At 64.0% G+C, this 21,242-nt stretch carries 25 protein-coding genes; 15 read left to right on the top strand and 10 right to left on the bottom strand.

The features are described 5' to 3' along the window. The first annotated feature begins 58 nt into the window (after positions 1–58). The 3 genes from PSAL_RS16995 (at position 59) to PSAL_RS16985 (ending at position 2,022) form a co-directional block, all read left to right on the top strand. A complete protein-coding gene (locus tag PSAL_RS16995) occupies positions 59–283 on the top strand; it encodes a YdcH family protein (RefSeq protein ID WP_119838773.1) in 225 nt (74 codons plus the stop codon). A 172-nt stretch (positions 284–455) separates the two neighbouring features. After that, the gene (gene purE / locus PSAL_RS16990) at positions 456–944 is read left to right on the top strand and encodes a 5-(carboxyamino)imidazole ribonucleotide mutase (protein ID WP_119838745.1); all 489 of its coding nucleotides are present in this window, start codon (positions 456–458) and stop codon (positions 942–944) included. Further along, on the top strand, positions 937–2,022 hold the full coding sequence (locus PSAL_RS16985) for a 5-(carboxyamino)imidazole ribonucleotide synthase (RefSeq protein WP_119838744.1): 1,086 nt from the start codon (positions 937–939) through the stop codon (positions 2,020–2,022). Before purE ends, PSAL_RS16985 begins: the two co-directional genes overlap by 8 nt. Before the next feature lie 85 nt (positions 2,023–2,107). On the opposite strand, the gene PSAL_RS16980 is transcribed toward PSAL_RS16985, so the two are convergent. The 4 genes from PSAL_RS16980 to PSAL_RS16965 form a co-directional block, all read right to left on the bottom strand. Next, positions 2,108–3,241, bottom strand: coding sequence for an alpha-D-ribose 1-methylphosphonate 5-triphosphate diphosphatase (locus PSAL_RS16980; protein WP_119838743.1), 1,134 nt, complete (start codon positions 3,239–3,241; stop codon positions 2,108–2,110). 93 nt (positions 3,242–3,334) lie between these two features. After that, positions 3,335–3,853 (bottom strand): GNAT family N-acetyltransferase, encoded by a 519-nt coding sequence (locus tag PSAL_RS16975; RefSeq protein ID WP_119838742.1) that lies wholly within the window; start codon positions 3,851–3,853, stop codon positions 3,335–3,337. A gap of 291 nt (positions 3,854–4,144) precedes the next feature. Next, a complete protein-coding gene (gene groL / locus PSAL_RS16970; protein WP_119838741.1) occupies positions 4,145–5,794 on the bottom strand; it encodes a chaperonin GroEL in 1,650 nt (549 codons plus the stop codon). Between the two features lie 57 nt (positions 5,795–5,851). After that, complete coding sequence (locus tag PSAL_RS16965) at positions 5,852–6,139, bottom strand: co-chaperone GroES (RefSeq protein ID WP_119838740.1); 288 nt, start codon at positions 6,137–6,139, stop codon at positions 5,852–5,854. Positions 6,140–6,490: 351 nt separating this feature from the next. Here PSAL_RS16965 and PSAL_RS16960 point away from each other — a divergent pair, with 351 nt between their 5' ends. Next, on the top strand, positions 6,491–6,910 hold the full coding sequence (locus PSAL_RS16960; protein WP_119838739.1) for a nuclear transport factor 2 family protein: 420 nt from the start codon (positions 6,491–6,493) through the stop codon (positions 6,908–6,910). A gap of 2 nt (positions 6,911–6,912) precedes the next feature. Here PSAL_RS16960 and PSAL_RS16955 read toward each other — a convergent pair whose 3' ends face one another. Next, the gene (locus PSAL_RS16955) at positions 6,913–7,572 is read right to left on the bottom strand and encodes a DUF2161 domain-containing phosphodiesterase (protein WP_119838738.1); all 660 of its coding nucleotides are present in this window, start codon (positions 7,570–7,572) and stop codon (positions 6,913–6,915) included. 183 nt (positions 7,573–7,755) lie between these two features. Here PSAL_RS16955 and PSAL_RS16950 point away from each other — a divergent pair, with 183 nt between their 5' ends. From PSAL_RS16950 to PSAL_RS16935, 4 genes are all read left to right on the top strand, one after another. Next, complete coding sequence (locus PSAL_RS16950) at positions 7,756–8,676, top strand: manganese-dependent inorganic pyrophosphatase (RefSeq protein ID WP_119838772.1); 921 nt, start codon at positions 7,756–7,758, stop codon at positions 8,674–8,676. A gap of 347 nt (positions 8,677–9,023) precedes the next feature. After that, on the top strand, positions 9,024–9,896 hold the full coding sequence (locus PSAL_RS16945) for a TIGR01459 family HAD-type hydrolase (RefSeq protein ID WP_119838737.1): 873 nt from the start codon (positions 9,024–9,026) through the stop codon (positions 9,894–9,896). A gap of 87 nt (positions 9,897–9,983) precedes the next feature. Beyond that, the gene (locus PSAL_RS16940) at positions 9,984–10,427 is read left to right on the top strand and encodes a MaoC family dehydratase (protein ID WP_119838736.1); all 444 of its coding nucleotides are present in this window, start codon (positions 9,984–9,986) and stop codon (positions 10,425–10,427) included. A 60-nt stretch (positions 10,428–10,487) separates the two neighbouring features. Next, positions 10,488–11,399: a DUF817 domain-containing protein gene (locus PSAL_RS16935; RefSeq protein WP_119838735.1), complete on the top strand. Its 912-nt coding sequence runs from the start codon at positions 10,488–10,490 to the stop codon at positions 11,397–11,399. On the opposite strand, the gene PSAL_RS16930 is transcribed toward PSAL_RS16935, so the two are convergent. After that, positions 11,338–11,712 (bottom strand): hypothetical protein, encoded by a 375-nt coding sequence (locus PSAL_RS16930; protein ID WP_147407618.1) that lies wholly within the window; start codon positions 11,710–11,712, stop codon positions 11,338–11,340. The two genes, PSAL_RS16935 and PSAL_RS16930, sit on opposite strands and share 62 nt — an antisense overlap. 111 nt (positions 11,713–11,823) lie before the next feature. On the opposite strand from PSAL_RS16930, the gene PSAL_RS16925 reads away from it, so the two are divergent. From PSAL_RS16925 to PSAL_RS16915, 3 genes are all read left to right on the top strand, one after another. Beyond that, on the top strand, positions 11,824–12,585 hold the full coding sequence (locus PSAL_RS16925) for an alpha/beta fold hydrolase (protein ID WP_119838733.1): 762 nt from the start codon (positions 11,824–11,826) through the stop codon (positions 12,583–12,585). A 599-nt stretch (positions 12,586–13,184) separates the two neighbouring features. Further along, positions 13,185–13,322: an entericidin A/B family lipoprotein gene (locus PSAL_RS16920; protein WP_119838731.1), complete on the top strand. Its 138-nt coding sequence runs from the start codon at positions 13,185–13,187 to the stop codon at positions 13,320–13,322. A gap of 105 nt (positions 13,323–13,427) precedes the next feature. Then, positions 13,428–13,565, top strand: a complete 138-nt coding sequence (locus tag PSAL_RS16915) for an entericidin A/B family lipoprotein (protein WP_119838730.1) — start codon at positions 13,428–13,430, stop codon at positions 13,563–13,565. A 94-nt stretch (positions 13,566–13,659) separates the two neighbouring features. On the opposite strand, the gene PSAL_RS16910 is transcribed toward PSAL_RS16915, so the two are convergent. Continuing rightward, entirely contained in the window at positions 13,660–14,367 is a 708-nt protein-coding gene (locus tag PSAL_RS16910; protein WP_147407617.1) for a hypothetical protein, read from the bottom strand. 204 nt (positions 14,368–14,571) lie between these two features. Beyond that, positions 14,572–16,371, bottom strand: coding sequence for a translation elongation factor 4 (gene lepA, locus PSAL_RS16905; RefSeq protein ID WP_119838771.1), 1,800 nt, complete (start codon positions 16,369–16,371; stop codon positions 14,572–14,574). Between the two features lie 95 nt (positions 16,372–16,466). Here lepA and PSAL_RS16900 point away from each other — a divergent pair, with 95 nt between their 5' ends. The 3 genes from PSAL_RS16900 (at position 16,467) to PSAL_RS16890 (ending at position 19,318) form a co-directional block, all read left to right on the top strand. Then, positions 16,467–17,264, top strand: coding sequence for a hypothetical protein (locus tag PSAL_RS16900; RefSeq protein ID WP_147407616.1), 798 nt, complete (start codon positions 16,467–16,469; stop codon positions 17,262–17,264). 561 nt (positions 17,265–17,825) lie between these two features. Then, a complete protein-coding gene (locus tag PSAL_RS16895) occupies positions 17,826–18,605 on the top strand; it encodes an MBL fold metallo-hydrolase (RefSeq protein WP_119838726.1) in 780 nt (259 codons plus the stop codon). Between the two features lie 380 nt (positions 18,606–18,985). After that, positions 18,986–19,318 (top strand): hypothetical protein, encoded by a 333-nt coding sequence (locus PSAL_RS16890; protein WP_231388554.1) that lies wholly within the window; start codon positions 18,986–18,988, stop codon positions 19,316–19,318. A 31-nt stretch (positions 19,319–19,349) separates the two neighbouring features. Here the strand turns inward: PSAL_RS16890 and PSAL_RS16885 are convergent, their stop codons facing one another. Next, complete coding sequence (locus tag PSAL_RS16885) at positions 19,350–19,853, bottom strand: low molecular weight protein-tyrosine-phosphatase (RefSeq protein ID WP_119838725.1); 504 nt, start codon at positions 19,851–19,853, stop codon at positions 19,350–19,352. A gap of 64 nt (positions 19,854–19,917) precedes the next feature. Here PSAL_RS16885 and PSAL_RS16880 point away from each other — a divergent pair, with 64 nt between their 5' ends. Further along, entirely contained in the window at positions 19,918–20,613 is a 696-nt protein-coding gene (locus PSAL_RS16880) for an NAD-dependent deacylase (protein WP_119838724.1), read from the top strand. 30 nt (positions 20,614–20,643) lie between these two features. Here PSAL_RS16880 and PSAL_RS16875 read toward each other — a convergent pair whose 3' ends face one another. Then, a complete protein-coding gene (locus tag PSAL_RS16875) occupies positions 20,644–21,087 on the bottom strand; it encodes a copper chaperone PCu(A)C (RefSeq protein WP_119838723.1) in 444 nt (147 codons plus the stop codon). Positions 21,088–21,242: the final 155 nt, after the last annotated feature.

The following is a 21,242-nucleotide window of genomic DNA, read 5'->3' as shown; positions in this document are numbered from 1 at the left end:
GCGAAATTCGGGCTTTGCCGGTATCCTGAAGGCCCGGGACAACGAGGCCGAATCACGCATGAATGCCCTGACCGAACTGTCGATGAAGACCGACGAGGTGCTCCGCGTGGAGCTTGAAGTCTTTCGCCATGAACACCGCGATCTGGACGATGCGATCGCGGCGCTGCATGAACGCGGTCTGGTGGATCCGCTGACCCTGCAACGGCTGAAAAAGAAGAAGCTGCACCTGAAGGACAAGATCGCGGTGATCGAGGACCGGCTGACCCCGGATATCATCGCCTGAGCCGCGCTGGCGGCTCCGGTTTACAAGCCCCTTTTCACGGCCCCTTGCGCATAAGGCAGCCTTCACGGAACGGCAGGAAAACGCGGGTACCGCATGTCTTTCCTGCCTGCATTGCCCTTGCGTCCAGATCCATTATAAGCCCTATTTCCTGACCTGAACCACGGGGGCGGTGATGCAAGAGATCAAGGTTGGCATTATCATGGGCAGCCAGTCCGACTGGCCCACCATGCGCGAAGCGGCAAGCATTCTGGACGAATTGGGCGTGGCCTACGAGACGCGGATCGTCTCGGCCCATCGCACGCCGGATCGGTTGTGGACCTATGGCAAGACGGCAGTCGACCGTGGCCTGCAGGTGATCATCGCCGGGGCTGGCGGCGCGGCGCATCTGCCTGGCATGATGGCCTCCAAGACTCGGGTGCCGGTGATCGGCGTCCCGGTGCAGACGCGGGCCCTTTCCGGGGTCGACAGCCTTTATTCCATCCTGCAGATGCCCAAGGGCTTTCCCGTGGCAACCATGGCGATCGGCAGTGCCGGGGCCGCCAATGCCGGGCTGATGGCCGCCGGCATTCTGGCCTTGCAGGACGACGCCCTGGCCGAGCGGCTGGATGGCTGGCGCGCTGCGCTGTCGGCCTCGATCCCAGAGGAGCCGCGCGATGAATGAGACCTCGCTTGCGCCCCTTCCCCCCGGCTCCGTGATCGGTATCCTTGGCGGCGGTCAGCTTGGCCGGATGCTGGCGGTGGCGGCCGGGCGTCTGGGGCTGCGCTGCCATGTCTATGAACCCGGCAGCAATCCCCCCGCCGCCGACATGGCGCATGCGCTGACTACCGCCGGGTACGAGGACGAAGCCGCCCTGTGCGCCTTTGCCCGGTCCGTCGACGTGGTGACCTATGAATTCGAGAACGTGCCGGCCTCGGCGCTGGACCTGATCGAGAGCCTGGTGCCCATCCGCCCCGGCCGCGAGGCGCTGCGGATCAGCCAGGACCGAATGACGGAAAAGGACTTCCTGACCGGCCTCGGCCTGCGGGTCGCGCCTTATGCGGCGGTCGATGACCTTGCCGGGCTGGAGGCGGCGCTGAACCAGACCGGCGCCCCGGCGATCCTGAAGACCCGGCGGTTCGGCTATGACGGCAAGGGACAGGTGCGGATCAAGGATATCGCGGAGGCGGACCAGGCGATTGCCGACATGGGGGGAAGCCCCTCGGTCCTGGAAGGGTTCGTGGACTTCAGCGCCGAGATTTCGGTCATTGCGGCGCGGAGCGCGGATGGGGCGGTGGCCTGCTTCGACCCCGGCCAAAACGAACACAGCGACGGCATCCTGCGCCGGACGACGGTGCCCGCCGCCCTGCCCGCCAGCCTGCGCACCGATGCGGTGCTATTGGCCGGGCGCATCCTTAATGCGCTCGAATACGTCGGAATTCTGGGGGTGGAGTTGTTCGTGACGCCCGCCGGGCTGATCGTGAACGAGATCGCCCCGAGGGTGCATAATTCGGGCCATTGGACGCAGAATGGCTGCGTGGTGGATCAGTTCGAACAGCATGTCCGCGCCGTGGCCGGCTGGCCGCTGGGCGATGGTCAGCGCCATGCGGATGTGGTGATGGAGAATCTGATCGGTGACGACATGGACCGGGTGCCGGAGTTGGCCGCGCAGGCGAATGCGGCGCTGCATCTTTACGGCAAGGCCGAGACCCGAGACGGGCGCAAGATGGGTCATGTGAATTTCGTCACGCCTTTGGGGTGAGTAAGTGGGGCTCTGCCCCGGCTCCCTGCGGGAGCCTCCCCGGGATATTTGGTACAGGGAAACATTGGAGGTTGGTGCGGGCCGGTCAGCGCAGCAGGCGCGGGGCGATGTCGGGACCGATCCAGGCCGGGCATCCGGCGGCGAAGGTGGCGCCAATGCGGCCCGTTGCAGGGTTCAACGCGATGAGGTCGGCGCGCAGACCCGGAGCGAGGCTGCCCCGGTCCGAGAGGCCCAGCAGGCGGGCTGGGCCGGAGGAGACGAGCGCCCAGGCGGCCTCCATTCCGAGGCCTTGCGCCAGGGCGAGGGCGGCCTGACGCGGGGCCGGGTAGTGGTAATCCGACGCCAGCGCCGTGCAATGACCCCGCGCAATGAGATCGCGGGCCGAGACCTTGCCGGCATGGGAATTTCCCCGCACGACATTGGGCGCGCCGAGGACGATGCCGTCGCCTGCCGAGAAGGCTTCGGCAGCAGCTTCGGCGGTTTCCGGGAATTCGGAGATCGGGACGCCCAAAGCGCGCCAGTCCCGGCGGCCTTGCGAGGTCTGGTCGTCGTGGCTGCCCAAGCGGGTGGCGCGTGGCGCCAGCCGGGCGATGAGCTGCGACAGGGCCTTCGGCACCAGCGGGCCATTGGCGTGCAATCGTTGGAGCAGGGCAAGGTGTGTTTCGGGGCTGCGGCCGGATTTCAACGCCTGTCCGGTCAGCCGGGGGGGGCGTTTTCCGGCAAGAAACGCGGCGTGCGGCAGGTGGTCGTTGAAGACAACGTAGGGAATATCATAGGTTTCAACCAGGTCGGCGGCCGCATCGAAACCCTCCAGAAGGTGGGTTTCCAGCCGCAATTGCAGGCGCAGGTCGAGGGTAGCCGGATAGGCGGCATGGGCCAGGATCATGGCCCTGGCGAAATCCGGGCTGCGCATGCCGCCTTCCCATGAAAAGAACTGCGCCAGTGTCGCCGTGGTGATGCCGTTGACTGCCAGTTCAGCCTCGGCCATTGCCAGTGCATCCCCAAGATCGCGCAGTGCACCGCGCCGCGGCGCGAGATGTCGCTCGAACCCGTCGCCATGCGCATCCACGATGCCCGGCAGGATCCACCAGCCCGAAAGGTCCACAGCCCGGCCCGGCAGGTCATCGGTGATCCGGCCTTCGGCCATGCCGATGGGCGCGTCATCCCAGCCGCCGGGACGCAAAACGCGCGCACCGGTAAAATGCAGCGGGAGGCTCATGCGGCAGGCCTTGAGGACAGGAGCGTAAGACGGGTCATGGCGCGCCTGTTAGCGCGCCCTGCCCCGTCGGAAAAGGCCTGATATCGGGCGCGCCTAGCGGGTAGGGGTGGTTTCGAAGGCCTCGAAGGCATTGGAATAGACCAACCGTTCCTCGGCGAAGGCGGTCCCGGCCGCGATCGGGTAGAGCAAGGTGTTCTCGACCGTATAGGGCGTGGTCAGGTTCTGCGCCGCCTTGTAGGTGAACCCGAACCGCTGATAATAGCGCCCGTCGCCCAGCACGGTGATCGCCTTGGCCCCGGCGCGACGGGCGTAATCCAGCCCGTAACGGATCAGGTCGGCCCCGATCCCGTGCCCCCGCCATTGCGGCAATACGCCAAGCGGCGCCAGTGCCATCCAGCCATCGGGCCTGATGTGGCGGGAAAACCCGATATAGCCGACGGTCCTGTCGCCATCGAAGGCCAGAAGCTCTACGGCGAGTTCGCCATTGGCGCGCAGGGCCGAGACCAGCCGGGCTTCGGCCGGGGTGTCATAGCTGCTGGTCAGCACGTTGCTGACGCCGATCTCGTCGCTGGACGTGTAGAGACGAAGCTGGAGGTTCAAGCGCTTTGCCATGGTCGTCCTGACTGAAACTGAAATGGATTTGCCCGTCTCGCGGACCCTCAGGCCATTCTATCCGTCTGGGCACCGGGTGCATCCGGACTTTGCCGCAGAGCAGCATTTTTCTGCATAACCGGCGGAGTCTTGCTGAAAATCCGACCAGAAATGCGGGTCAAGGCGACGCGGAATCACCCCGACGCAGCGTCACCCCCCGACATCCGGGCGAGGCCGGCCACGAAAAAGGGGACCCGAAGGCCCCCTTTCCCGTCCTGCCCGAAGACAGGAGATCCGAAATGGATCGGCAGATTACATCATGCCGCCCATGCCGCCCATGCCGCCCATGTCGGGCATGCCGCCGCCAGCCGCGCCTTCTTTGGCGGGCTTGTCGGCAACCATTGCCTCGGTGGTGATCAGCAGGCCGGCGATGGAAGCAGCGTCTTCCAGTGCCGTGCGGGTCACCTTGGCAGGGTCGATCACACCGAAGGCGAACATGTCGCCGTATTCTTCGGTCTGAGCGTTGAAGCCGAACTTCAGGTCATCCGATTCGCGGATTTTGCCCGCGACAACGGCACCGTCGACACCGGCGTTTTCAGCGATCTGACGCAGCGGCGCTTCGAGGGCCTTGCGAACGATCGTGATGCCTGCGTCCTGGTCGGAGTTCGCACCGGTCAGACCTTCGAGCGTCTTGGCACCCTGGATCAGGGCAACACCGCCACCGACGACGATACCTTCCTGAACGGCAGCGCGAGTCGCGTTCAGCGCGTCATCGACGCGGTCCTTGCGCTCTTTCACTTCCGTTTCGGTCATGCCGCCGACACGGATGACTGCAACACCGCCTGCCAGTTTGGCAACGCGTTCCTGCAGCTTCTCACGGTCGTAGTCCGAGGTGGTTTCCTCGATCTGGTTGCGGATCTGGGCGACGCGCGCTTCGATCTCGGCCTTGTCGCCGGCACCTTCGACGATGGTGGTCTCGTCCTTGGTGATGGAAACCTTCTTGGCCGAACCCAGCATGTCCATGGTCACGGACTCGAGCTTCATGCCGAGGTCTTCCGAGATCACCTGGCCGCCGGTGAGGATCGCGAGATCCTGCAGCATGGCCTTGCGGCGATCGCCGAAGCCCGGTGCCTTGACGGCTGCGATCTTCAGACCGCCGCGCAGCTTGTTCACGACGAGGGTCGCCAGGGCTTCGCCCTCGACGTCTTCGGCGATGATCAGCAGGGGTTTCTGCGACTGGATGACTTGCTCCAGCAGCGGAACCATCGGCTGCAGCGAGGACAGCTTCTTCTCGTGCAGCAGCACGATGCAGTCTTCCAGCTCGGTGGTCATCTTGTCGGCGTTGGTCACGAAGTAGGGCGACAGGTAGCCGCGGTCGAACTGCATGCCTTCGACGACTTCGACTTCGGTTTCCATGCCCTTGGCTTCTTCAACGGTGATGACACCGTCGTTGCCGACCTTCTGCATGGCTTCCGCGATCATGGTACCGATCGATGCTTCGCCGTTGGCCGAGATCGTGCCGACCTGTGCGACTTCGGCGGAATCGTTCACCGGACGCGAGGCGGCCTTGATGGCTTCAACGACTTTCAGCGTGGCAAGGTCGATGCCGCGCTTCAGGTCCATCGGGTTCATGCCGGCGGCAACGGCCTTGAGGCCGTCCTTGACGATGGCCTGGGCCAGCACGGTGGCGGTGGTGGTGCCGTCGCCCGCTTCGTCGTTGGTGCGGGAAGCGACTTCCTTCACCATTTGCGCGCCCATGTTCTCGAACTTGTCTTCCAGTTCGATTTCCTTGGCGACCGAGACACCGTCCTTGGTGATCCGGGGCGAACCGAAGGATTTTTCGAGAACGACGTTACGGCCTTTGGGGCCGAGGGTCACCTTCACCGCGTCGGCGAGGATGTTGACGCCCTTGAGCATCTTGTTGCGTGCGTCGGTGCTGAACTTGACGTCCTTGGCAGACATGTCTGTCTCTCCTGACTAAATTTGTTGAAATTGAGGGATGCGAAAAAGGATCGTCGCTTACGCGATGATCCCCATGATGTCGCTTTCCTTCATGATCAGCAGGTCTTTGCCGTCCAGCGAGATCTCGGTGCCCGACCATTTGCCGAACAGGATCTTGTCGCCGGCCTTGACGTCCATGACAACGCGTTCGCCGTCATCGTCCTTGGCACCTGCGCCAACGGCAACAACGATGCCTTCGGCGGGTTTTTCTTTTGCAGAATCGGGGATGATCAGACCGCCCTTGGTCTTTTCTTCACCTTCAACGCGTTCCACAAGCACACGGTCATGCAGCGGTGTAAATGCCATCTCTGAGGCTCCTTGGCTCAAAGTTTCTCCCTTGCCCAGTCTCAGGCTGGTGCCTGGCGGGCATTATCACTCATGCCAGATGAGTGCTAACGACATCGAGATAGGCAAGCACCGGGAGTGTGTCAAGGAAGCTCTGCGCAAATTCGCCGGACCAGACGGAAAGGCCGTTCGCAAGCCGGCTGGAAAGCGCCCCAAGGCCTGCCTGCAAAGCAAATACCGCAGGCGCGTGACTGTCAGATGACAGCCTGCGGGCGGGTCGGGAACTGGTCCCCCCGGACAGCTTTCGCAGCGATGAACGGAACCGGATGGCCCCGCGGAACCTTTATCCGGTAACCCAACCGGAGGGACCGGATGCTGGAGACGATAGAAAAGACCCTTTGGGCTAGAGAACGTGACCTCTGGACCGGAGCAATCGAATGTTGTGCAGAACGGATCGCCCCCTTCTGCCTGATGGCCTTTCCCGGCGCGGGCATCCTGCGCGGCAAGGAAATCATCGAGGGACTTAAAAGCGCACCACGCTGGTACGCCGTTAAGATGAGTGGCCAGAAGGTGTCGGAACACCATGGCGCCGCCGTGCTGGCCTATCGGGCCGAAGCCCGGCGCCCGCGGGACGATGAGCCCTATAATTGTCTCTGCACCTCCTGCTGGGTGGTGCGGCGGGGCAGCTGGCAGATGATCCAGCACCATCAGACCCCCGAAGCGATGCTGGCCGAAATGCCGGCCCCGGACATGCTGGCCGGGCTGGGCGCCGCGATGGCCGCCAGCGCCTGAAATCAGGGGCCAATGGCCGCTGCGGCGGCCGCGCCTTCGGGGCTGAGGGCGTAGACCCCCTTTTCCACCTTCTTGAACCAGCCATAGTGATCATCCCGCATGATGGTCGTCGCCCGTGGCACTCCGGTTGCCCTGGCGACCACAGCCCCCTTGCAGGGGCCATGCACCGCCAGGTGGGCCGCGCAACGCTGCGCGTCCTGGCGGTAGGCGGTCATCAGTTGCACGCGGGTCGAGCCGCCAATGTTCGGATCCCCTTCGCGCCGCAGAAATTCCTTCAACAAACGCCCCTGCCGTACCCTCGACTTCCGCGGGGCGAAGGGTCCCGGGTCGCAATGGGCCGTCACGAAACCGTCGCGCAACCGGACCGTCAACAGGCCAAGCCCAAGCCTGCGGCACAGCGAGACATGCGCCGCCAACGCCTTGCGCCCGCGCATCGCAGGGATGGCGAGGTAGACAAAATCCGTCAGCCCCTGGCGCGAGATCCCCTGCTGCAGCAAGGTCAGGGTCATGCCTGTCTTCAGCTCGACCACCACGGGGGCGGGATCATCGGCGCGCAGGCCCACGACATCGGCGCCGGCGACCTCGGCCTTCACCTCGTACCCCTGCGCCTGCAGGAAGCCCTTTACCGGGGCGTAAAGATCGGTTTCACGCAGTTTCGCCATAGCCGAAGACCTATCCTGCGCAGGGTGGCCGAACAATGCCCGGCGCAGGAATGGCCAGTGGAAGATCAGGCTCGCCCTTTACGGCGCCCGTCCGTGCCTCAGGCAACGGCGGATGGGTGACAGGGCCGGGCTGGCCCATTATAAGGACGCCGGATTTTCCATTTTTGAACACGGATGCATCACATGACGATCAAGGTCTTTGGCCACAAATCCCCCGACACCGATTCCACCGGCGCGCCGCTTATCTGGGCCTGGTATCTTTCCGAGATCGCCGGGAAACCCGCCGAGGCCAAGCTGCTGGGCGAACCCAATACCGAAGCGGCCTTCGTGCTGGCGAAATGGGGCTTCGACAAGCCCGAGATCATCTCGGAGGTCAGCGCCTCCGACCGGGTCGTCATCGTCGACACCAACAACCCGGCCGAGCTGCCGGCGGCGATCAACGAGGCCGACGTGATCCAGATCATCGACCACCACAAGCTGGTCGGCGGGCTGGAAACCAAGGGTCCCATCGAGATCACCATCCGTCCGCTCGCCTGCACCGCCACCATCATGTACGACCTGATGGGCGATGACGCCGCAAGGATGCCCGACAACATCAAGGGCGCGATGCTGTCCTGCATCCTGTCCGACACGCTGGAATTCCGGTCCCCCACCACGACCGAAACCGACCGTGCCCTGGCCGAGAAACTGGCCGGCGAACTGAACCTCGACCTTGGCGCCTACGCCTCGGAGATGTTCGAGGCGAAGTCCGATATCTCGGCGTTTTCCGACGCCGAACTGATCCGCATGGACAGCAAGGAATATGCCGTCGATGGCACCAAGTTCCGGGTCTCGGTGCTGGAAACCACTGCGCCGAAGATCGTGCTGGATCGCAAGGTCTCGCTGATGGAAAGCTTCAAGGCTGTCGAGACCGAGGACGGTGTCGACCAGGTGCTGCTGTTCGTCGTCGACATCCTGAACGAGGAAGCCACGCTGTTCGTGCCCAATGACCTGGTCAGGACCGTGGCCGAGAAGAGCTTTGGCGCGACCGTCGAAGGCGATGCGGTCGTCCTGCCGGGCATCATGAGCCGCAAGAAGCAGATCATCCCGAACCTGAAGGTCTGAGGGCTTTCACGGCATTGAACGGAAAAGGGCGCCTTGCGGGGCGCCCTTTTAGGTTTCAGCGGGGGGCGCTGCCCCCGTCTCCGCAGGCGGAGACTCCCCCGGGATATTTCAGACAGGGAAACGTGGGCGGGGCCGATTGGCGGGAGGGTGTCGAGGAAAGCTCTGGCCGTGCGGGATGGTTTCGGCCATATCTGGGGGCGTTGGATGTGCCGCGATGTGGTGCGGCCGAACCGCCCTTTCAATCCGGTCAGCCCTCCTGCCCGGTGTGCCCTGCTGCCATGGTCCGTCAGCCCCCCGGGACGCCCCCTGGGACGGTTGCCTGGCCCCGAGACGAAACAGTGAGACCCATGACCCGCATCATCGCTTCCCTTGCCGAGATTTCCGACGATTACGACGCCTTGTTCGTCGACCTTTGGGGGTGCCTGCACAATGGCGTCACCGCCTTTCCCGAAGCTGTCGCCGCCCTGCAGGCCTATCGCAAGCGCGGCGGGACAGTGGTTCTGCTGACCAATTCCCCCCGCACGCGGGCCGAGGTGGAAAAGCAGCTGGTCGGCTTCGGCGCGCCGGATGATTGCTGGGATACCATTGCCACTTCGGGCGACAGTGCGCGCGCCGCGATGTTCCAGGGGGCCGTTGGCCGGAAGGTGTATTTCATCGGCTCCGAGGCCGAGAGCCACTTCTTCGAGCCCATGAACCTTCTTGAAGACCCGACCGAGATCACCCGCGTGCCGGTGGATGAGGCCGAGGGCATCGTCTGCACCGGTCACTTCGATCCGATGGCTGCCCCCGATGTCCTGCGTCCGCAGCTGCTGCTGGCCAAGACGCGCGGGATAAAGCTGCTGTGTGCCAATCCCGATATCGTGGTTGACCGGGGCGAGCTGCGGGAATGGTGTGCCGGCGCGGTGGCCGCGCTTTACACCGAGATGGGGGGCGAGAGCCTGTATTTCGGCAAGCCGCATCCGCCGATCTACGACCTGGCTCGTTTGAGGCTGGCGGCGACGGGGGTGGATATTTCCTCGGCCCGCGTGCTGGCGATCGGGGACGGGATCCGCACCGACGTCGAAGGCGCGCTTGGCGAGAACATCGACAGCCTGTTCATCACCGGGGGCCTGGCCGCGCAGGAGACCCTCACCACCGATCAGCCGGAGCCCCAGGCGCTGAAGGATTACATCGCGACGGAACAGCTGGCCCCAAGCTTCGCGATCGGGAAACTGCGCTGAGGCTTGCCAATGCTGCATCTGCTCGGTAATATTATTGCGACGCCGGATTTCGTGGTGTCGCAATATTACCCTAGAGAAGAGGGCGCGATGTTGGACAACTTCCCCCGTGGCACGATCTGCGTCGAGGACCTGGAGATGGGCATGACCCGCCACCTGCGCAAGGAAATCACCGATGCGGATATCGAGATGTTCGCCGAGGTCTCGACCGACCGGAACCCGGTGCACCTGGACGACGACTACGCCCGCGACACGATTTTTGGGGGACGCATCGCCCATGGGATGCTGACGGCAGGGCTGGTCTCGGCGGTGATCGGTGAGCAGCTTCCGGGGCATGGCACTGTCTACATGGGCCAGTCGCTGAAATTCCTCGCCCCCGTGCGCCCGGGCGATGTGGTGACCGCCGAAGTCGAGGTGACCTCGATCGACTACACGAAGCGCCGGGTGACGCTGGATTGTCGCTGCATCGTCGCGGGGCGCAAGGTGCTGAGCGGCGAGGCTCTGGTGCTGGCCCCGTCGCGCAAATTCGACTGAGGCAGCGCCTTGGCGCAGGCTGGCACTGGACAGGGGGCCGCCCGCGCGGGACAAGGCGGGATGGATCAAACCGCCCCCCTGCACGCCCGCGCCTCACGCCTGCTGCACAGGACCCTGCCGCCCTTCTGGGCCGGGCTGGTGATTTTCACGGCAAAACAGCTTTGGGCGGGATTGTTCGCGCTGATCATCCTGAGCGCGATCCTGATCACGCGGGCGATCTGGTCGCCAGACTGGGCGTTGCAACGCTATGACGCGCTGTTCCTGATCGCGATCACCACGCAGGTGGTGCTGATCGCGACGCGGCTGGAAACCTGGGACGAGGCCAGGGTGATCCTGCTGTTCCACTTTACCGGCACAGCGATGGAGTGGTTCAAGGTCAATGCCGGCAGCTGGGGTTATCCCGAGCCGGGGATCTTCAAGGCCTTCGACGTGCCGCTGTTCACCGGCTTCATGTACGCCTCGGTCGGCAGCTATATCGCGCGGGCGATCCGCCTGTTCGATGCCCGTTTCGCGCCCTATCCGCCCTATTGGGCCTCGGTCCTGCTGGCGGTGGCGATCTATGGCAATTTCTTTGCGCATCACTATTTTCCCGACATCCGGCTTGGCCTGTTCGTGGCCAGCCTGCTGCTGTTCCTGCGCAGCCGGATGTGGTTCCGGGTCGGTGGCGCCTGGCACTGGATGCCCTTTCCCGCCGCCGCCCTGCTGATTGCCGCAGCCCTTTGGGTGGCCGAAAATATCGGCACCTTTACCGGCACCTGGCTTTACGCCGGACAGGACAGTTTCGAACTGGTCCGCCTGTCGAAACTGGGCAGCTGGTACCTTCTGTTCTTCGTCAGTTTCACCACCGTGACGCTGGTGCTGCGCGACGCGCTGTCCGCGACGCCCTTCAGGCCCGAAGCGGATGCAGCGTCTAGATCAGTCCGCGCCAGCGCGCCAGAAGCCCAAGCACCACGGCAAGCGCCAGAAGGTTGAACGCCAGACTTCTGAGAACCGACAGCCAGAAATCAAGCCGCTCTTTCCCCGGATCATAAGTGGCGACCGCTTCGTCGAGCACCCGCACCGGCGCCTTCAGGCGACCCGCATCCAGCGTACGCGCCAAGCGGGGGTTGAGGGCAAGCTCTTGCGCTGCCGCGATTTCGCCGGCAGCGCGATGCGCCCGGGCCGGCAGCCGCCGACCGGCGCGCCGCATCAACCCGGACAGGTTGCCCCGACGGCGGTGCAGTTTCTTTTGCAGCTGACGTTCGATCCGGGCCAGATCGGCGTCGACACCCTTGATAGTGCTCATCATATCCCCCCGGAAGAATCGCCCCCCAGCCTACCCTGAACGGGCGCGCCTTCCAATCACCCTGCGCCTATTGCGCTGGCCCCGTGGGGCCGCCTGCGCTAAGTCTGCGGCATGCTCAATCTGATCCGCCATGATGGCCCACCCGAGGCCACCCCGCTTGTCATCGCCCACGGGCTTTACGGTTCGGCCCGCAACTGGGGTGTGATCGCCCGCAGGCTGGCGGTGGATCGCAGCGTCATCGCCGTGGACATGCGCAACCACGGCCTCAGCCCGCAGGCCGCCTCGCACAGTTATCCCGACATGGCCGCCGATCTGGCCGAGGTCATCGCCGCCGAAGGCCGCCCCTGCGCCCTGCTGGGCCATTCCATGGGGGGCAAGGCCGCAATGGCCCTGGCGCTGACCCAGCCCGAGCGGGTCGAACGCCTGATCGTCGCCGATATCGCGCCGGTCTCCTATGGGCACAGTCAGCAGAAATTCATCGACGCGATGCGCGCGGTGGATCTGGCCAGCGTCACGCGGCGCTCTGACGCCGAGGCGCAACTGGCCGATCAGGGTGTGGAACGGGCACTGCAAAGCTTTTTCACCCAAAGCCTCGACATTCAGGCCAAGGCCTGGCGGCTGAACCTGGACGTGCTGCAGGCCGAGATGGCCCGGATCATCGGCTTCCCCGAGGATCTCGGCACGCCCTACACCGGGCGCGCCCTGTTCCTGACCGGCGCCGAAAGCGATTACGTCCGCCCGCAGGACCGACCCCGGATCAAGACGCTTTTCCCCCAGGCGGTCTTTGCAAAGCTACCGGGAGCGGGCCACTGGCTGCACGCGGACAAGCCCCGCGAGTTCGAGGCCGCCGTGGCGCATTTCCTCGCGCTCTGAGGTCGCGGACAGACCCGGCCCCGCGTCGTTTCGACAATCCGTGTCGAGCCGCCGCAGCAAGGCCAGACTCAGCGGCAAAGCCAGCGCGAACCCGGCAAGGTAAAGCCCACCGACCCAGGCCCCCGACGTCTTGCCGAAGGCCAGCAAGACAGTCGTGCCTGCGCTGACAAGCGACATGGCAATGAGGGAAAAGACGAGGGTTCGGAAGAGGTACATTGTCTGGCCTGTGGAATCGATTTGCGCACGCAGCAGGATGCCGCGCCTATTTGCGGGATCTTTGTCGCATCTTTAAAGCTCCGGGCGCATTGACCTCGATCAAGGCCATGTTCGGGACGATTGCACACCGTCTGTTCGCGGGAACCGGACGCAGGCGCGCCGGGCTCGGTCGGGTCGGTCAAAGGAAAGCCGCGTGCATTCCGGCAAGCGGGCCAAGTGTATTCCAGCCTTGTTCAGGGCCGAAGTGTCCTTCGCCTTGGCGGACCACGCGAATTCCCCGGCCCGCGCCGACGTTTTCTCTGGCGCGGAACCGCAGAGGCCGCAATGATACCGCGAGGCCCGGTCTGGGCCACAACTGACAAAGTGACCTTCCGGAGAACATTATGCCACGCATCCTGACCTGCCTTGCGGCCCTTCTGGCCCTGACGGCCTGCAACACGATCAACGGCGCAGGCCGCGACATCCAGAGCGCGGGCCATGCGATTTCGACCACCGCGAGCGAGACCCAGTCCAGCATGTAACGGGCCGATATGTAACGGCGAAGTGCGCGGATTTTTCTGCGCGGGGTGGAACCCATCGCCGCGCTTGGGTGTTGAGCTGTGAAACCGAGAGTCAGGAGACCTTAAATGACCCGTATTATCGCTTCCATCGCCGTTCTTTGTGCCCTTGCTGCTTGCGAGACCGTCGAAGGTGCCGGCCAGGATATCGAAAACACCGGCCAGGCGATTTCGCAGGAATCCAACAACGTCCAAGCCGACATGTGATCCTGCCGTCGCAGCGGATCAAACCCCGGTCACCGCAAGGTGTTCCGGGGTTTTTCATTTTTGCGGCAGGCGTCTGGCCAAAAACGCCCGAAAATCAGCCCGGCGGTCGATCCGACGGAGCTTGCTCGACCGGCGCGTCCACGACCGCATCCTGACCGGGTGGTGCCGGGGGGGCGTCCGGCTGTTCCTCGACCTCGACCAGGACCACCCGGCCGATCTTGGTGTTCCGGCCGAACTTGCGGTGCATCAGGATCCCCTCGACCACGTAGAGATCCTCGACATTGTAACTGACCCAGGAGTTGTCCATGTCACGGATGCGGATGAACGGGGACAGGACGCCGTCAACCAATTCGAAATAGGCCGGGTCGGCGCTGGCTTCGAAGCCGCGCATCAGGGTCATGACCTCGTCGTAATCCGTGATCCGTTCGTCGACCATATAGGCGCAGACCGCCTCGAAGGTGCCGCCACCGACGCCAGCGACCAACGCCGGCACCCAGACAAAGGGGTTGAGCGCGATGGCCGAAGCCGCCGCCGCCCCCGAGGTCGCCGCCGCCGCAACGCCGGATGCCGCCGTGGCCCCCGCCCCCAGCATCGTCGCGCCGCTGCTCACGTTGACCAGGGTATAGAACCCCTCGACCGCGCCGCTGACCCCGGCATCAGCCGCCCGCGCCGTGACCGATCCGCCCCCGTCGCTGCGAAAGATCTTGGTAGGCCGGTAATCGCAGGCCTTGGCCGAGACCGCTGCGGGTAGGAGCAGCAGCGCCGTGACGATTGCGGAGGTCTTCATCCACTCGATGGCCATGTTGGTTCCCATACTGGCTGTCTTTCGATGACAGAGCCGTGGAAACGGAGAAGTCGCAAGGGGCGTTTGGCGCCCTGGGCGGGAAGTTGCGGGGCGCCATGAGGTGGCAGGCTTTGCGAAAGCTTTGCTGCGCGCCAGCACGCACCCTACGGAGCCTCATGCCCCGGGCAATTGAAAAACCCGGAGACTTGCCCCGGGCTCTCTTCAACTATCCATCTTCAGCGCGGAGATGAACGCCTCTTGCGGGATATCCACCTTCCCGAACTGGCGCATCTTCTTCTTGCCGGCCTTCTGCTTATCCAGCAGCTTGCGCTTGCGCGTCGCGTCGCCGCCGTAGCATTTCGCCGTCACGTCCTTGCGCATGGCCGACAGGGTCTCGCGCGCGATGACCTTGCCGCCAATGGCCGCCTGGATCGGGATCTTGAACATGTGGCGCGGGATCAGCTCTTTCAGCTTTTCGCACATGGCGCGGCCACGGGCTTCGGCGCGGTCGCGGTGGACCATCATCGACAGCGCGTCGACCGGTTCGTCGTTAACCAGCACCTGCATCTTCACCAGGTTGTCTTCGCGGTAGCCGATCATCTGGTAATCGAAGCTCGCATAGCCCTTGGTGACCGATTTAAGCCGGTCATAGAAATCGAAGACCACCTCGTTCAGCGGCAGGTCGTAGACCACCAGCGGGCGGGTGCCGGCATAGGTCAGCTCCTGCTGGATGCCGCGGCGGTCCTGGCACAGCTTCAGCACGTCACCGAGGTATTCGTCCGGCACCATGATGGTGGCCTTGATACGCGGTTCCTCGATATGATCGACATAGGTCAGGTCGGGCATGTCGGCGGGGTTGTGCAGCTCTTCCATCGTGCCGTCCTTCATGTGGACGTGATAGACCACCGAGGGCGCCGTGGTGATAAGCTCGATATCGTATTCGCGTTCAAGCCGGTCGCGCACCACTTCGAGGTGCAGCAGCCCAAGGAAGCCGCAGCGGAAGCCGAAGCCGAGCGCGGCCGAGGTTTCCATCTCGTAGCTGAAGGAGGCGTCGTTCAGGGCCAGCTTCTCGATCGCGTCGCGCAGGTCCTCGAACTCAGCGGAATCCACCGGGAAGAGGCCGCAGAATACCACCGGGATCGACGGTTTGAAGCCGGGCAGCGGTGTGTCGGCGCCCTTCTTCTCGTGCGTGATGGTGTCGCCGACCTTGGTGTCGCGGACCTGCTTGATCTGCGCGGTGATAAAGCCGATCTCGCCGGGTTCCAGCGCCTCGACGTTCTGCATCGCGGGGCGGAAGACGCCGATGCGGTCAACCTGGTGGATGGTGCCGTTCTGCATGAAACGCACGCGGTCGTTCTTCTTCAGCACGCCGTCCATGATGCGCACCAGCACGACGACGCCCAGGTAGGGGTCGTACCAGCTGTCCACCAGCATGGCCTTCAGCGGCGCGTCGCGGTCGCCGGTGGGCGGCGGCAGGCGGTGCACGATGGCTTCCAGCGTTTCCTTGATGCCGACGCCGGACTTGGCCGAGACCAGCATGGCGTTGGAGGCATCGATGCCGATGACGTCCTCGATCTGCTCGGCCACGCGCGCAGGTTCGCTGGCGGGCAGGTCGATCTTGTTCAGCACCGGGACGATCTCGTGATTGGCGTCGATGGCCTGATAGACATTGGCCAGCGTCTGCGCCTCGACCCCCTGCGTGCTGTCGACCACCAGCAGAGAGCCTTCGACCGCGCGCATGGAGCGGGAGACCTCGTAGGCAAAGTCGACGTGACCGGGGGTGTCGATCAGGTTCAGGATGTAGAGCTCGCCGTTGTCGGCGATGTACTCGATCCGGACGGTGTTCGCCTTGATCGTGATCCCGCGCTCGCGCTCGATGTCCATGGCATCAAGCAGCTGCTCCTTCATCTCCCGCGCGGTGACGGTATTGGTGGATTGGATCAACCGGTCGGCCAGGGTGGATTTCCCGTGGTCGATATGGGCGACGATGGAGAAGTTACGGATATGTGCGAGATCGGTCATGATCGGCAGCATATGCGGGGGAAAGGGGCAGTTGGCAAGGGGGTGTGAGGGGGTATGGTGGGACATCAGGCCGAACACGGAGTGGAGGCAGAAGGTTGGTTGAGGACTATTCAGAGATTGGTCATTGGCTTGCTACTCAATCCCGAGCGCAGTGCACTGCGCTCGCTACACGTGCTGCACTCAGAGCACTTGGCTTCTCCATCATTGGAAAAGTCACTTCCAAATCTGATCAACTCGTTCTGTTAGGGACATTTCGCGCCCTGATCTGCGCCAGCAGCACTCACTCAGGAACCGACCGAGACCTCCAAAATGCTTGTGACCTTGCTGCCAAACGGGGGCCAAACAACTTCGCACCTGCCGATGCTGCTCTCTACGCTGCCCGCTCTGCTGCAGAAGAAGAATCCAGCAGATACCTATTTGCGGCCGAGTCAGCTCTGAACACCGCCGGAATAGCTTTTTCTGTGGGTAGCCAGTCTCTAGAGAAAGAGATCATTCGGGACGCAAACTCAGCAGCAAAATTTGACCTGATGACCCTAGAAGTTTCCGTGCCCCCTGAACTCCAAATTGAGCTAGACCGATATGCAGATGGTAAGGACAACTTGCTGAAGAGCGCTGAACATTGGTTCTTCTGGTCCCGCTGGTACGACCGCGCCATGTCCGGAAATCTATTGCCCTGGGACCTACAGCGCGGGATCGCCCTGATCCCCGACGACATCTGGCGACAAGGCCCCGAAGCCGTGGCCGAACGCATCGCGGAGATCGAGGCTCGCTTCGAGGTGAAGCAAAAATTATGCGCGTTACAGGCCGAGAGGGCTTTGCAGGCTGCGACTTCCCGGCATGGCATCGGCGGCAACGCACCGCCAGAACCCATCGAACTCCCAGTAGAAGCCTAACGATCCGTTACGATCATCTGGGCCGCCATCGACGACATCGCGGACGAGGTCGAAAAGGAAGTGCCGGACAAGGCCCGGTTGGAAAGCGCGCTGCGCGCAATCCGGGAAGGTCTTCGTGCTTGCCTGAAGTGGATTGGCCGCAAGCTCGATCGCGCAGCAGACAGGGCGATTGACTGGGGCGTTCCGGCCGGCATGACTTACCTTGCCGCGCACGCTCAGTCAGTGCAGCTTCTTATCGAGGCCGTCGAACGCTGGATGCCACATCTTCCTTAGCCCCAGGCTCTTTGGCATTCTCCATGCCCAAAGGGCGGCGCGCGACCTCGGGCGAGCGCTATTCCCACCCTACGCAAAGCCGCTCGACCAAAAGCAGCACCGTTCCACACACCCCGCAACCGTATCACCCCCCCTGTGGGGAAGGTCGAACGCTGCCCGGCGAGCCCGCCGGGCCAAGACACAGGCCCACGCCCCAATCGCCCCCAGCTAGCCCCCATAAACCAATCGTGAAGACTCCCTCTGCCAAACCGCCCTATCTTGGCAGCATATCAATCAAGGAATGTGCCCATGATCACCCGCCGACACCTAATCGCCAGTGCCGCCGCCGCGACCGCTGGCGCCAGCCTCATCCGCCCCTTCGCCGCAATGGCCCAGAACCTGACCGGCGACATCTACGCCCTCGACGGCACCGATACCCTTTCCATCCACCCGATCTCCCACGCCAGCTTCGTGATGACCACGCCCGCCGGAGTCATCTACGTCGACCCCGTCGGCGGCGGCGCACTGTACGAAGCCCTGCCGGCTCCGGACGCCATCCTCATCACCCACCACCACGGCGACCACTTTGACCCCGACACCCTTGCCGCCCTCACACAGCGCGCCGGCGGGCCGGTCCCGATGATCACCAACCCCACGGTGCACGAACAGCTCGACCCCGAAGTCGGCGCCGCCGCCACGGCGATGGAAAACGGCCAGAACGCCGAATTGCTCGGCCTGCCGATCGAAGCCATCCCGGCCTACAATTTCACCGAAGAACGCCTGCAGTATCACCCGAAGGGCCGCGACAACGGCTATATCATCGAGGTTGGCGGCAAGCGGGTCTATATCGCCGGAGACACCGAGGACACCGATGAAATGAAGGCGCTCGAGGACATCGACATCGCCTTCGTGCCCTTCAACATGCCCTACACGATGACCGAGGCCCAGGCGGCCACCGGTGTCGGCGGCTTCGCCCCCGGCGTGGTCTATCCCTACCACTACAACGACAGCGATCTCGATCTCTTCGAATCCCTGCTGAGCGAACAGGACGTGCCGACCGACGTCGTTCGCGGCACCTGGTACTCCTGATCCGGCCTGGCCCGGCGCGCGATTTGCAGCGCCGGGCCAAACTGCCAGATCGTAGTGTTCCCGGCTGAAACACCGGCCAACCCGAGCCACGTGTCATCCAGAGCCGCGGGCCCGGGCCTGATTCGCCGCAATCGCCCTTCTCCCGCAAGGTTCCGAAGGGCTACGGGCCTGCAAACCCCGTTCTGCATCACCATCCCGTGCCCTCTCATCGCTTTTTATTGAGATTTTTTGAAATATTGGGCAATGTCCTGAAAGAATCCGTGAAAATGGATCCGCATCCGTCTTCCATGCGCCATCCGGCGCCTGTTCGGGGTGGCATGCAGAGGCAGATCAGCCTTGCACCGGCAGGAATGGCCGGGCCGGGCTTTCAACGAGGGCAGATGATGAAGACTATTTTTCCAAGGGCGGCCCTGACCGCCGGTTTCGTGGCAGCCACTTGCCTGACCTTTGCAGGTGCCTTCCCGGCGCAGGCGGGTCCGGTCAGCCAGGCCTGCCTCGGCTCCAGCAAGGGCGCCGGTCAGACGCGGCTTTGCGGTTGCATCCAGCAGGTTGCGGACATGACCATGAACCGCAGCGACCAACGCCTGGCCGCCAAGATCTTTCAGGAACCCGATCGCGCGCAGGAAGTGAAGATGTCCAAGCGCCCAAGGGACGATGCCTTCTGGGAACGCTATACATCCTTCGGCAATGCCGCTCAGGCGATGTGTTCCTGACCTGAGGCTCCCCCGGCGCACCGGGATCAGGTCAGCCCGCCGGGCGAGGCTGGCCTTTTGACCCTGCGGTGCCGCTGACGGACTTCAGCAGACCCGCGGCACACGCCTCGATCAGATCCAGCGCGCCGTCGAAATCGCGGCTGTACCAGGGATCCGGCACCTCGGTCGCGCCGGCAAAGCGGCTGTCTTCGGGCAGGTAGTCCGTGAACCGGTGCAGCGGCGTCGCATCCCCTGCAGGACGAAGGGCCTCAATATCCGCCAGGTTGTTGTCATCCATGGCCAGGATCAGGTCGAAATCCGCGAAATCCTGTACCCGGATCTGGCGCGCCCGCAGGTCGGACATGGCAAGCCCCCGCGCCTGCCCGGTGGCCTGCATCGGGCCATAGGGCGGCTCTCCGGCATGCCAGCCACCGGTCCCGGCGCTGTCAAGCCGCAGCGGGAGGCCCTGCTTGGCCGCCAAGCCGCGCACAACCGCCTCGGCCGAGGGGGACCGGCAGATGTTGCCAAGACAGACGAACAGGATGGAACTGGTCATGCGGGCGCCTTTCGGGGCAGGGTGACCACAGTCTAGCCACCGATTTACGAGAAGGAAAACCACCATGGAGCGGATCGTGATCCTGACAGGCGCGGGCATTTCCGCCGAAAGCGGTCTGGCGACATTTCGCGCCGCCGATGGCCTGTGGGAAAACCACCGGGTCGAAGACGTGGCCTCGCCCGAAGGCTTTGCCCGCGATCCCGCCCTTGTGCAGCGCTTTTACAACGACCGCCGCCGGGCGGCCGCCGCAGCCCGGCCCAATGTAGCACATGAGGCCCTCGCCCGCCTGCAGCGTGACTATCCCGGTGAGGTCACCATCGTTACCCAGAATGTCGATGCCCTGCACGAAGCTGCCGGGGCCGAGGTCCTGCATATGCATGGTGCCGTCAACAGCGCGCTATGCGCCGCCTGCGGCCATCGCTGGCCGGCGCCGGAACAGATGCAGCCGGGCGAGGCCTGTCCCGCCTGTCAGGCCCCAAAGGCGCGCCCCGACATCGTCTGGTTCGGCGAAATGCCCTACTACATAGATGAAATCGAACGGAAGCTGAGCAATTGCAGCTACTTCGTCTCGATCGGGACCTCCGGCAATGTCTATCCCGCCGCCGGGTTCTTTCGGCTGGCCGATTCCGTGGGCGCGCATACGCTGGAGTTGAACCTCGAGGCATCGCACTCTGCCAGCCAGTTCGCCGAGGCCCGGCAGGGCAGCGCGACGGAACTGGTGCCGGCCTGGGTCGACGACATGTTGGCTGAAGTCAGCTAGGACGCCAGCCCGACAGTCGCAGTTGGCAGATCATTCGACGGGAACATCGATTGTCTTGCTGGGAATAGTTCCGAAATCGAGGTCTATCGGCACGCTGGCCCCCGGCTGCAATCCAGTGACACCCGAGAGCGTCATGTAGTGCCCGTCCGGCGTCAGCCGCAGGGTCCGCTTTGCCGGGATGGTCAGCCCGTTGGTCGTGGGGGTCGCGACGGTCTCGCCCCCCTTGCGCAGCCCCTGATAAATGGTGATCTGCGTCGCAGCGGGTGAAGAGGCCGACATCAGGACCTCGTCCTCGCGCGAGGTATTCTTGAGCACCATGTAGACCGTGGCCGTCCCTGCGTCGGGCCCCGGCACGATCCGGGACTGGCTGACGAAGACATCCGCCAGCGCCGACGTCGCCGTCATGGTCAGCCCGCAGACCGCGAGGCCCGCAGAAAGTGCCAAAGCCGAAGCCGTACGCGTCACGATTTTCATTGTCTTGTTCCTTCCAGAGAATCACTTCTGCCAGTCAATCCGGCCCCAGGGCGCCAGATGGTCCGCTTGAACCCGTGCCCCTGCCCCGATCCGGCCGGGGGCCATTGCACCTGCCTGCCCCGAGCGATCAACCTAGGGCAGCAAGGCGCGAGGAC

The organism is Pseudooceanicola algae, from assembly GCF_003590145.2.
GTDB classification, from domain to species: domain Bacteria; phylum Pseudomonadota; class Alphaproteobacteria; order Rhodobacterales; family Rhodobacteraceae; genus Pseudooceanicola; species Pseudooceanicola algae.
Note: the sequence above shows the minus strand (reverse complement) of the source record. Positions and strands in the feature narration are given on the sequence as shown.

Bases quoted from the DNA above. Each gene is read 5' to 3' on its own strand.
- PSAL_RS16930 (WP_147407618.1), bottom strand. From the start codon at position 11,712: ATGAGCACTATCAAGGGTGTCGACGCCGATCTGGCCCGGATCGAACGT.
- PSAL_RS16955 (WP_119838738.1), bottom strand. From the start codon at position 7,572: ATGGCGAAACTGCGTGAAACCGATCTTTACGCCCCGGTAAAGGGCTTC.
- PSAL_RS16940 (WP_119838736.1), top strand. From the start codon at position 9,984: ATGTTGGACAACTTCCCCCGTGGCACGATCTGCGTCGAGGACCTGGAG.
- PSAL_RS16875 (WP_119838723.1), bottom strand. From the start codon at position 21,087: ATGAAAATCGTGACGCGTACGGCTTCGGCTTTGGCACTTTCTGCGGGC.
- PSAL_RS16880 (WP_119838724.1), top strand. From the start codon at position 19,918: ATGGAGCGGATCGTGATCCTGACAGGCGCGGGCATTTCCGCCGAAAGC.
- lepA (WP_119838771.1), bottom strand. From the start codon at position 16,371: ATGACCGATCTCGCACATATCCGTAACTTCTCCATCGTCGCCCATATC.
- PSAL_RS16995 (WP_119838773.1), top strand. From the start codon at position 59: ATGAATGCCCTGACCGAACTGTCGATGAAGACCGACGAGGTGCTCCGC.
- purE (WP_119838745.1), top strand. From the start codon at position 456: ATGCAAGAGATCAAGGTTGGCATTATCATGGGCAGCCAGTCCGACTGG.
- PSAL_RS16935 (WP_119838735.1), top strand. From the start codon at position 10,488: ATGGATCAAACCGCCCCCCTGCACGCCCGCGCCTCACGCCTGCTGCAC.
- PSAL_RS16915 (WP_119838730.1), top strand. From the start codon at position 13,428: ATGACCCGTATTATCGCTTCCATCGCCGTTCTTTGTGCCCTTGCTGCT.
- PSAL_RS16885 (WP_119838725.1), bottom strand. From the start codon at position 19,853: ATGACCAGTTCCATCCTGTTCGTCTGTCTTGGCAACATCTGCCGGTCC.
- PSAL_RS16980 (WP_119838743.1), bottom strand. From the start codon at position 3,241: ATGAGCCTCCCGCTGCATTTTACCGGTGCGCGCGTTTTGCGTCCCGGC.
- PSAL_RS16920 (WP_119838731.1), top strand. From the start codon at position 13,185: ATGCCACGCATCCTGACCTGCCTTGCGGCCCTTCTGGCCCTGACGGCC.
- PSAL_RS16895 (WP_119838726.1), top strand. From the start codon at position 17,826: ATGATCACCCGCCGACACCTAATCGCCAGTGCCGCCGCCGCGACCGCT.
- PSAL_RS16950 (WP_119838772.1), top strand. From the start codon at position 7,756: ATGACGATCAAGGTCTTTGGCCACAAATCCCCCGACACCGATTCCACC.
- PSAL_RS16945 (WP_119838737.1), top strand. From the start codon at position 9,024: ATGACCCGCATCATCGCTTCCCTTGCCGAGATTTCCGACGATTACGAC.
- PSAL_RS16985 (WP_119838744.1), top strand. From the start codon at position 937: ATGAATGAGACCTCGCTTGCGCCCCTTCCCCCCGGCTCCGTGATCGGT.
- PSAL_RS16890 (WP_231388554.1), top strand. From the start codon at position 18,986: ATGATGAAGACTATTTTTCCAAGGGCGGCCCTGACCGCCGGTTTCGTG.
- PSAL_RS16925 (WP_119838733.1), top strand. From the start codon at position 11,824: ATGCTCAATCTGATCCGCCATGATGGCCCACCCGAGGCCACCCCGCTT.
- PSAL_RS16960 (WP_119838739.1), top strand. From the start codon at position 6,491: ATGCTGGAGACGATAGAAAAGACCCTTTGGGCTAGAGAACGTGACCTC.
- PSAL_RS16910 (WP_147407617.1), bottom strand. From the start codon at position 14,367: ATGGCCATCGAGTGGATGAAGACCTCCGCAATCGTCACGGCGCTGCTG.
- groL (WP_119838741.1), bottom strand. From the start codon at position 5,794: ATGTCTGCCAAGGACGTCAAGTTCAGCACCGACGCACGCAACAAGATG.
- PSAL_RS16965 (WP_119838740.1), bottom strand. From the start codon at position 6,139: ATGGCATTTACACCGCTGCATGACCGTGTGCTTGTGGAACGCGTTGAA.
- PSAL_RS16975 (WP_119838742.1), bottom strand. From the start codon at position 3,853: ATGGCAAAGCGCTTGAACCTCCAGCTTCGTCTCTACACGTCCAGCGAC.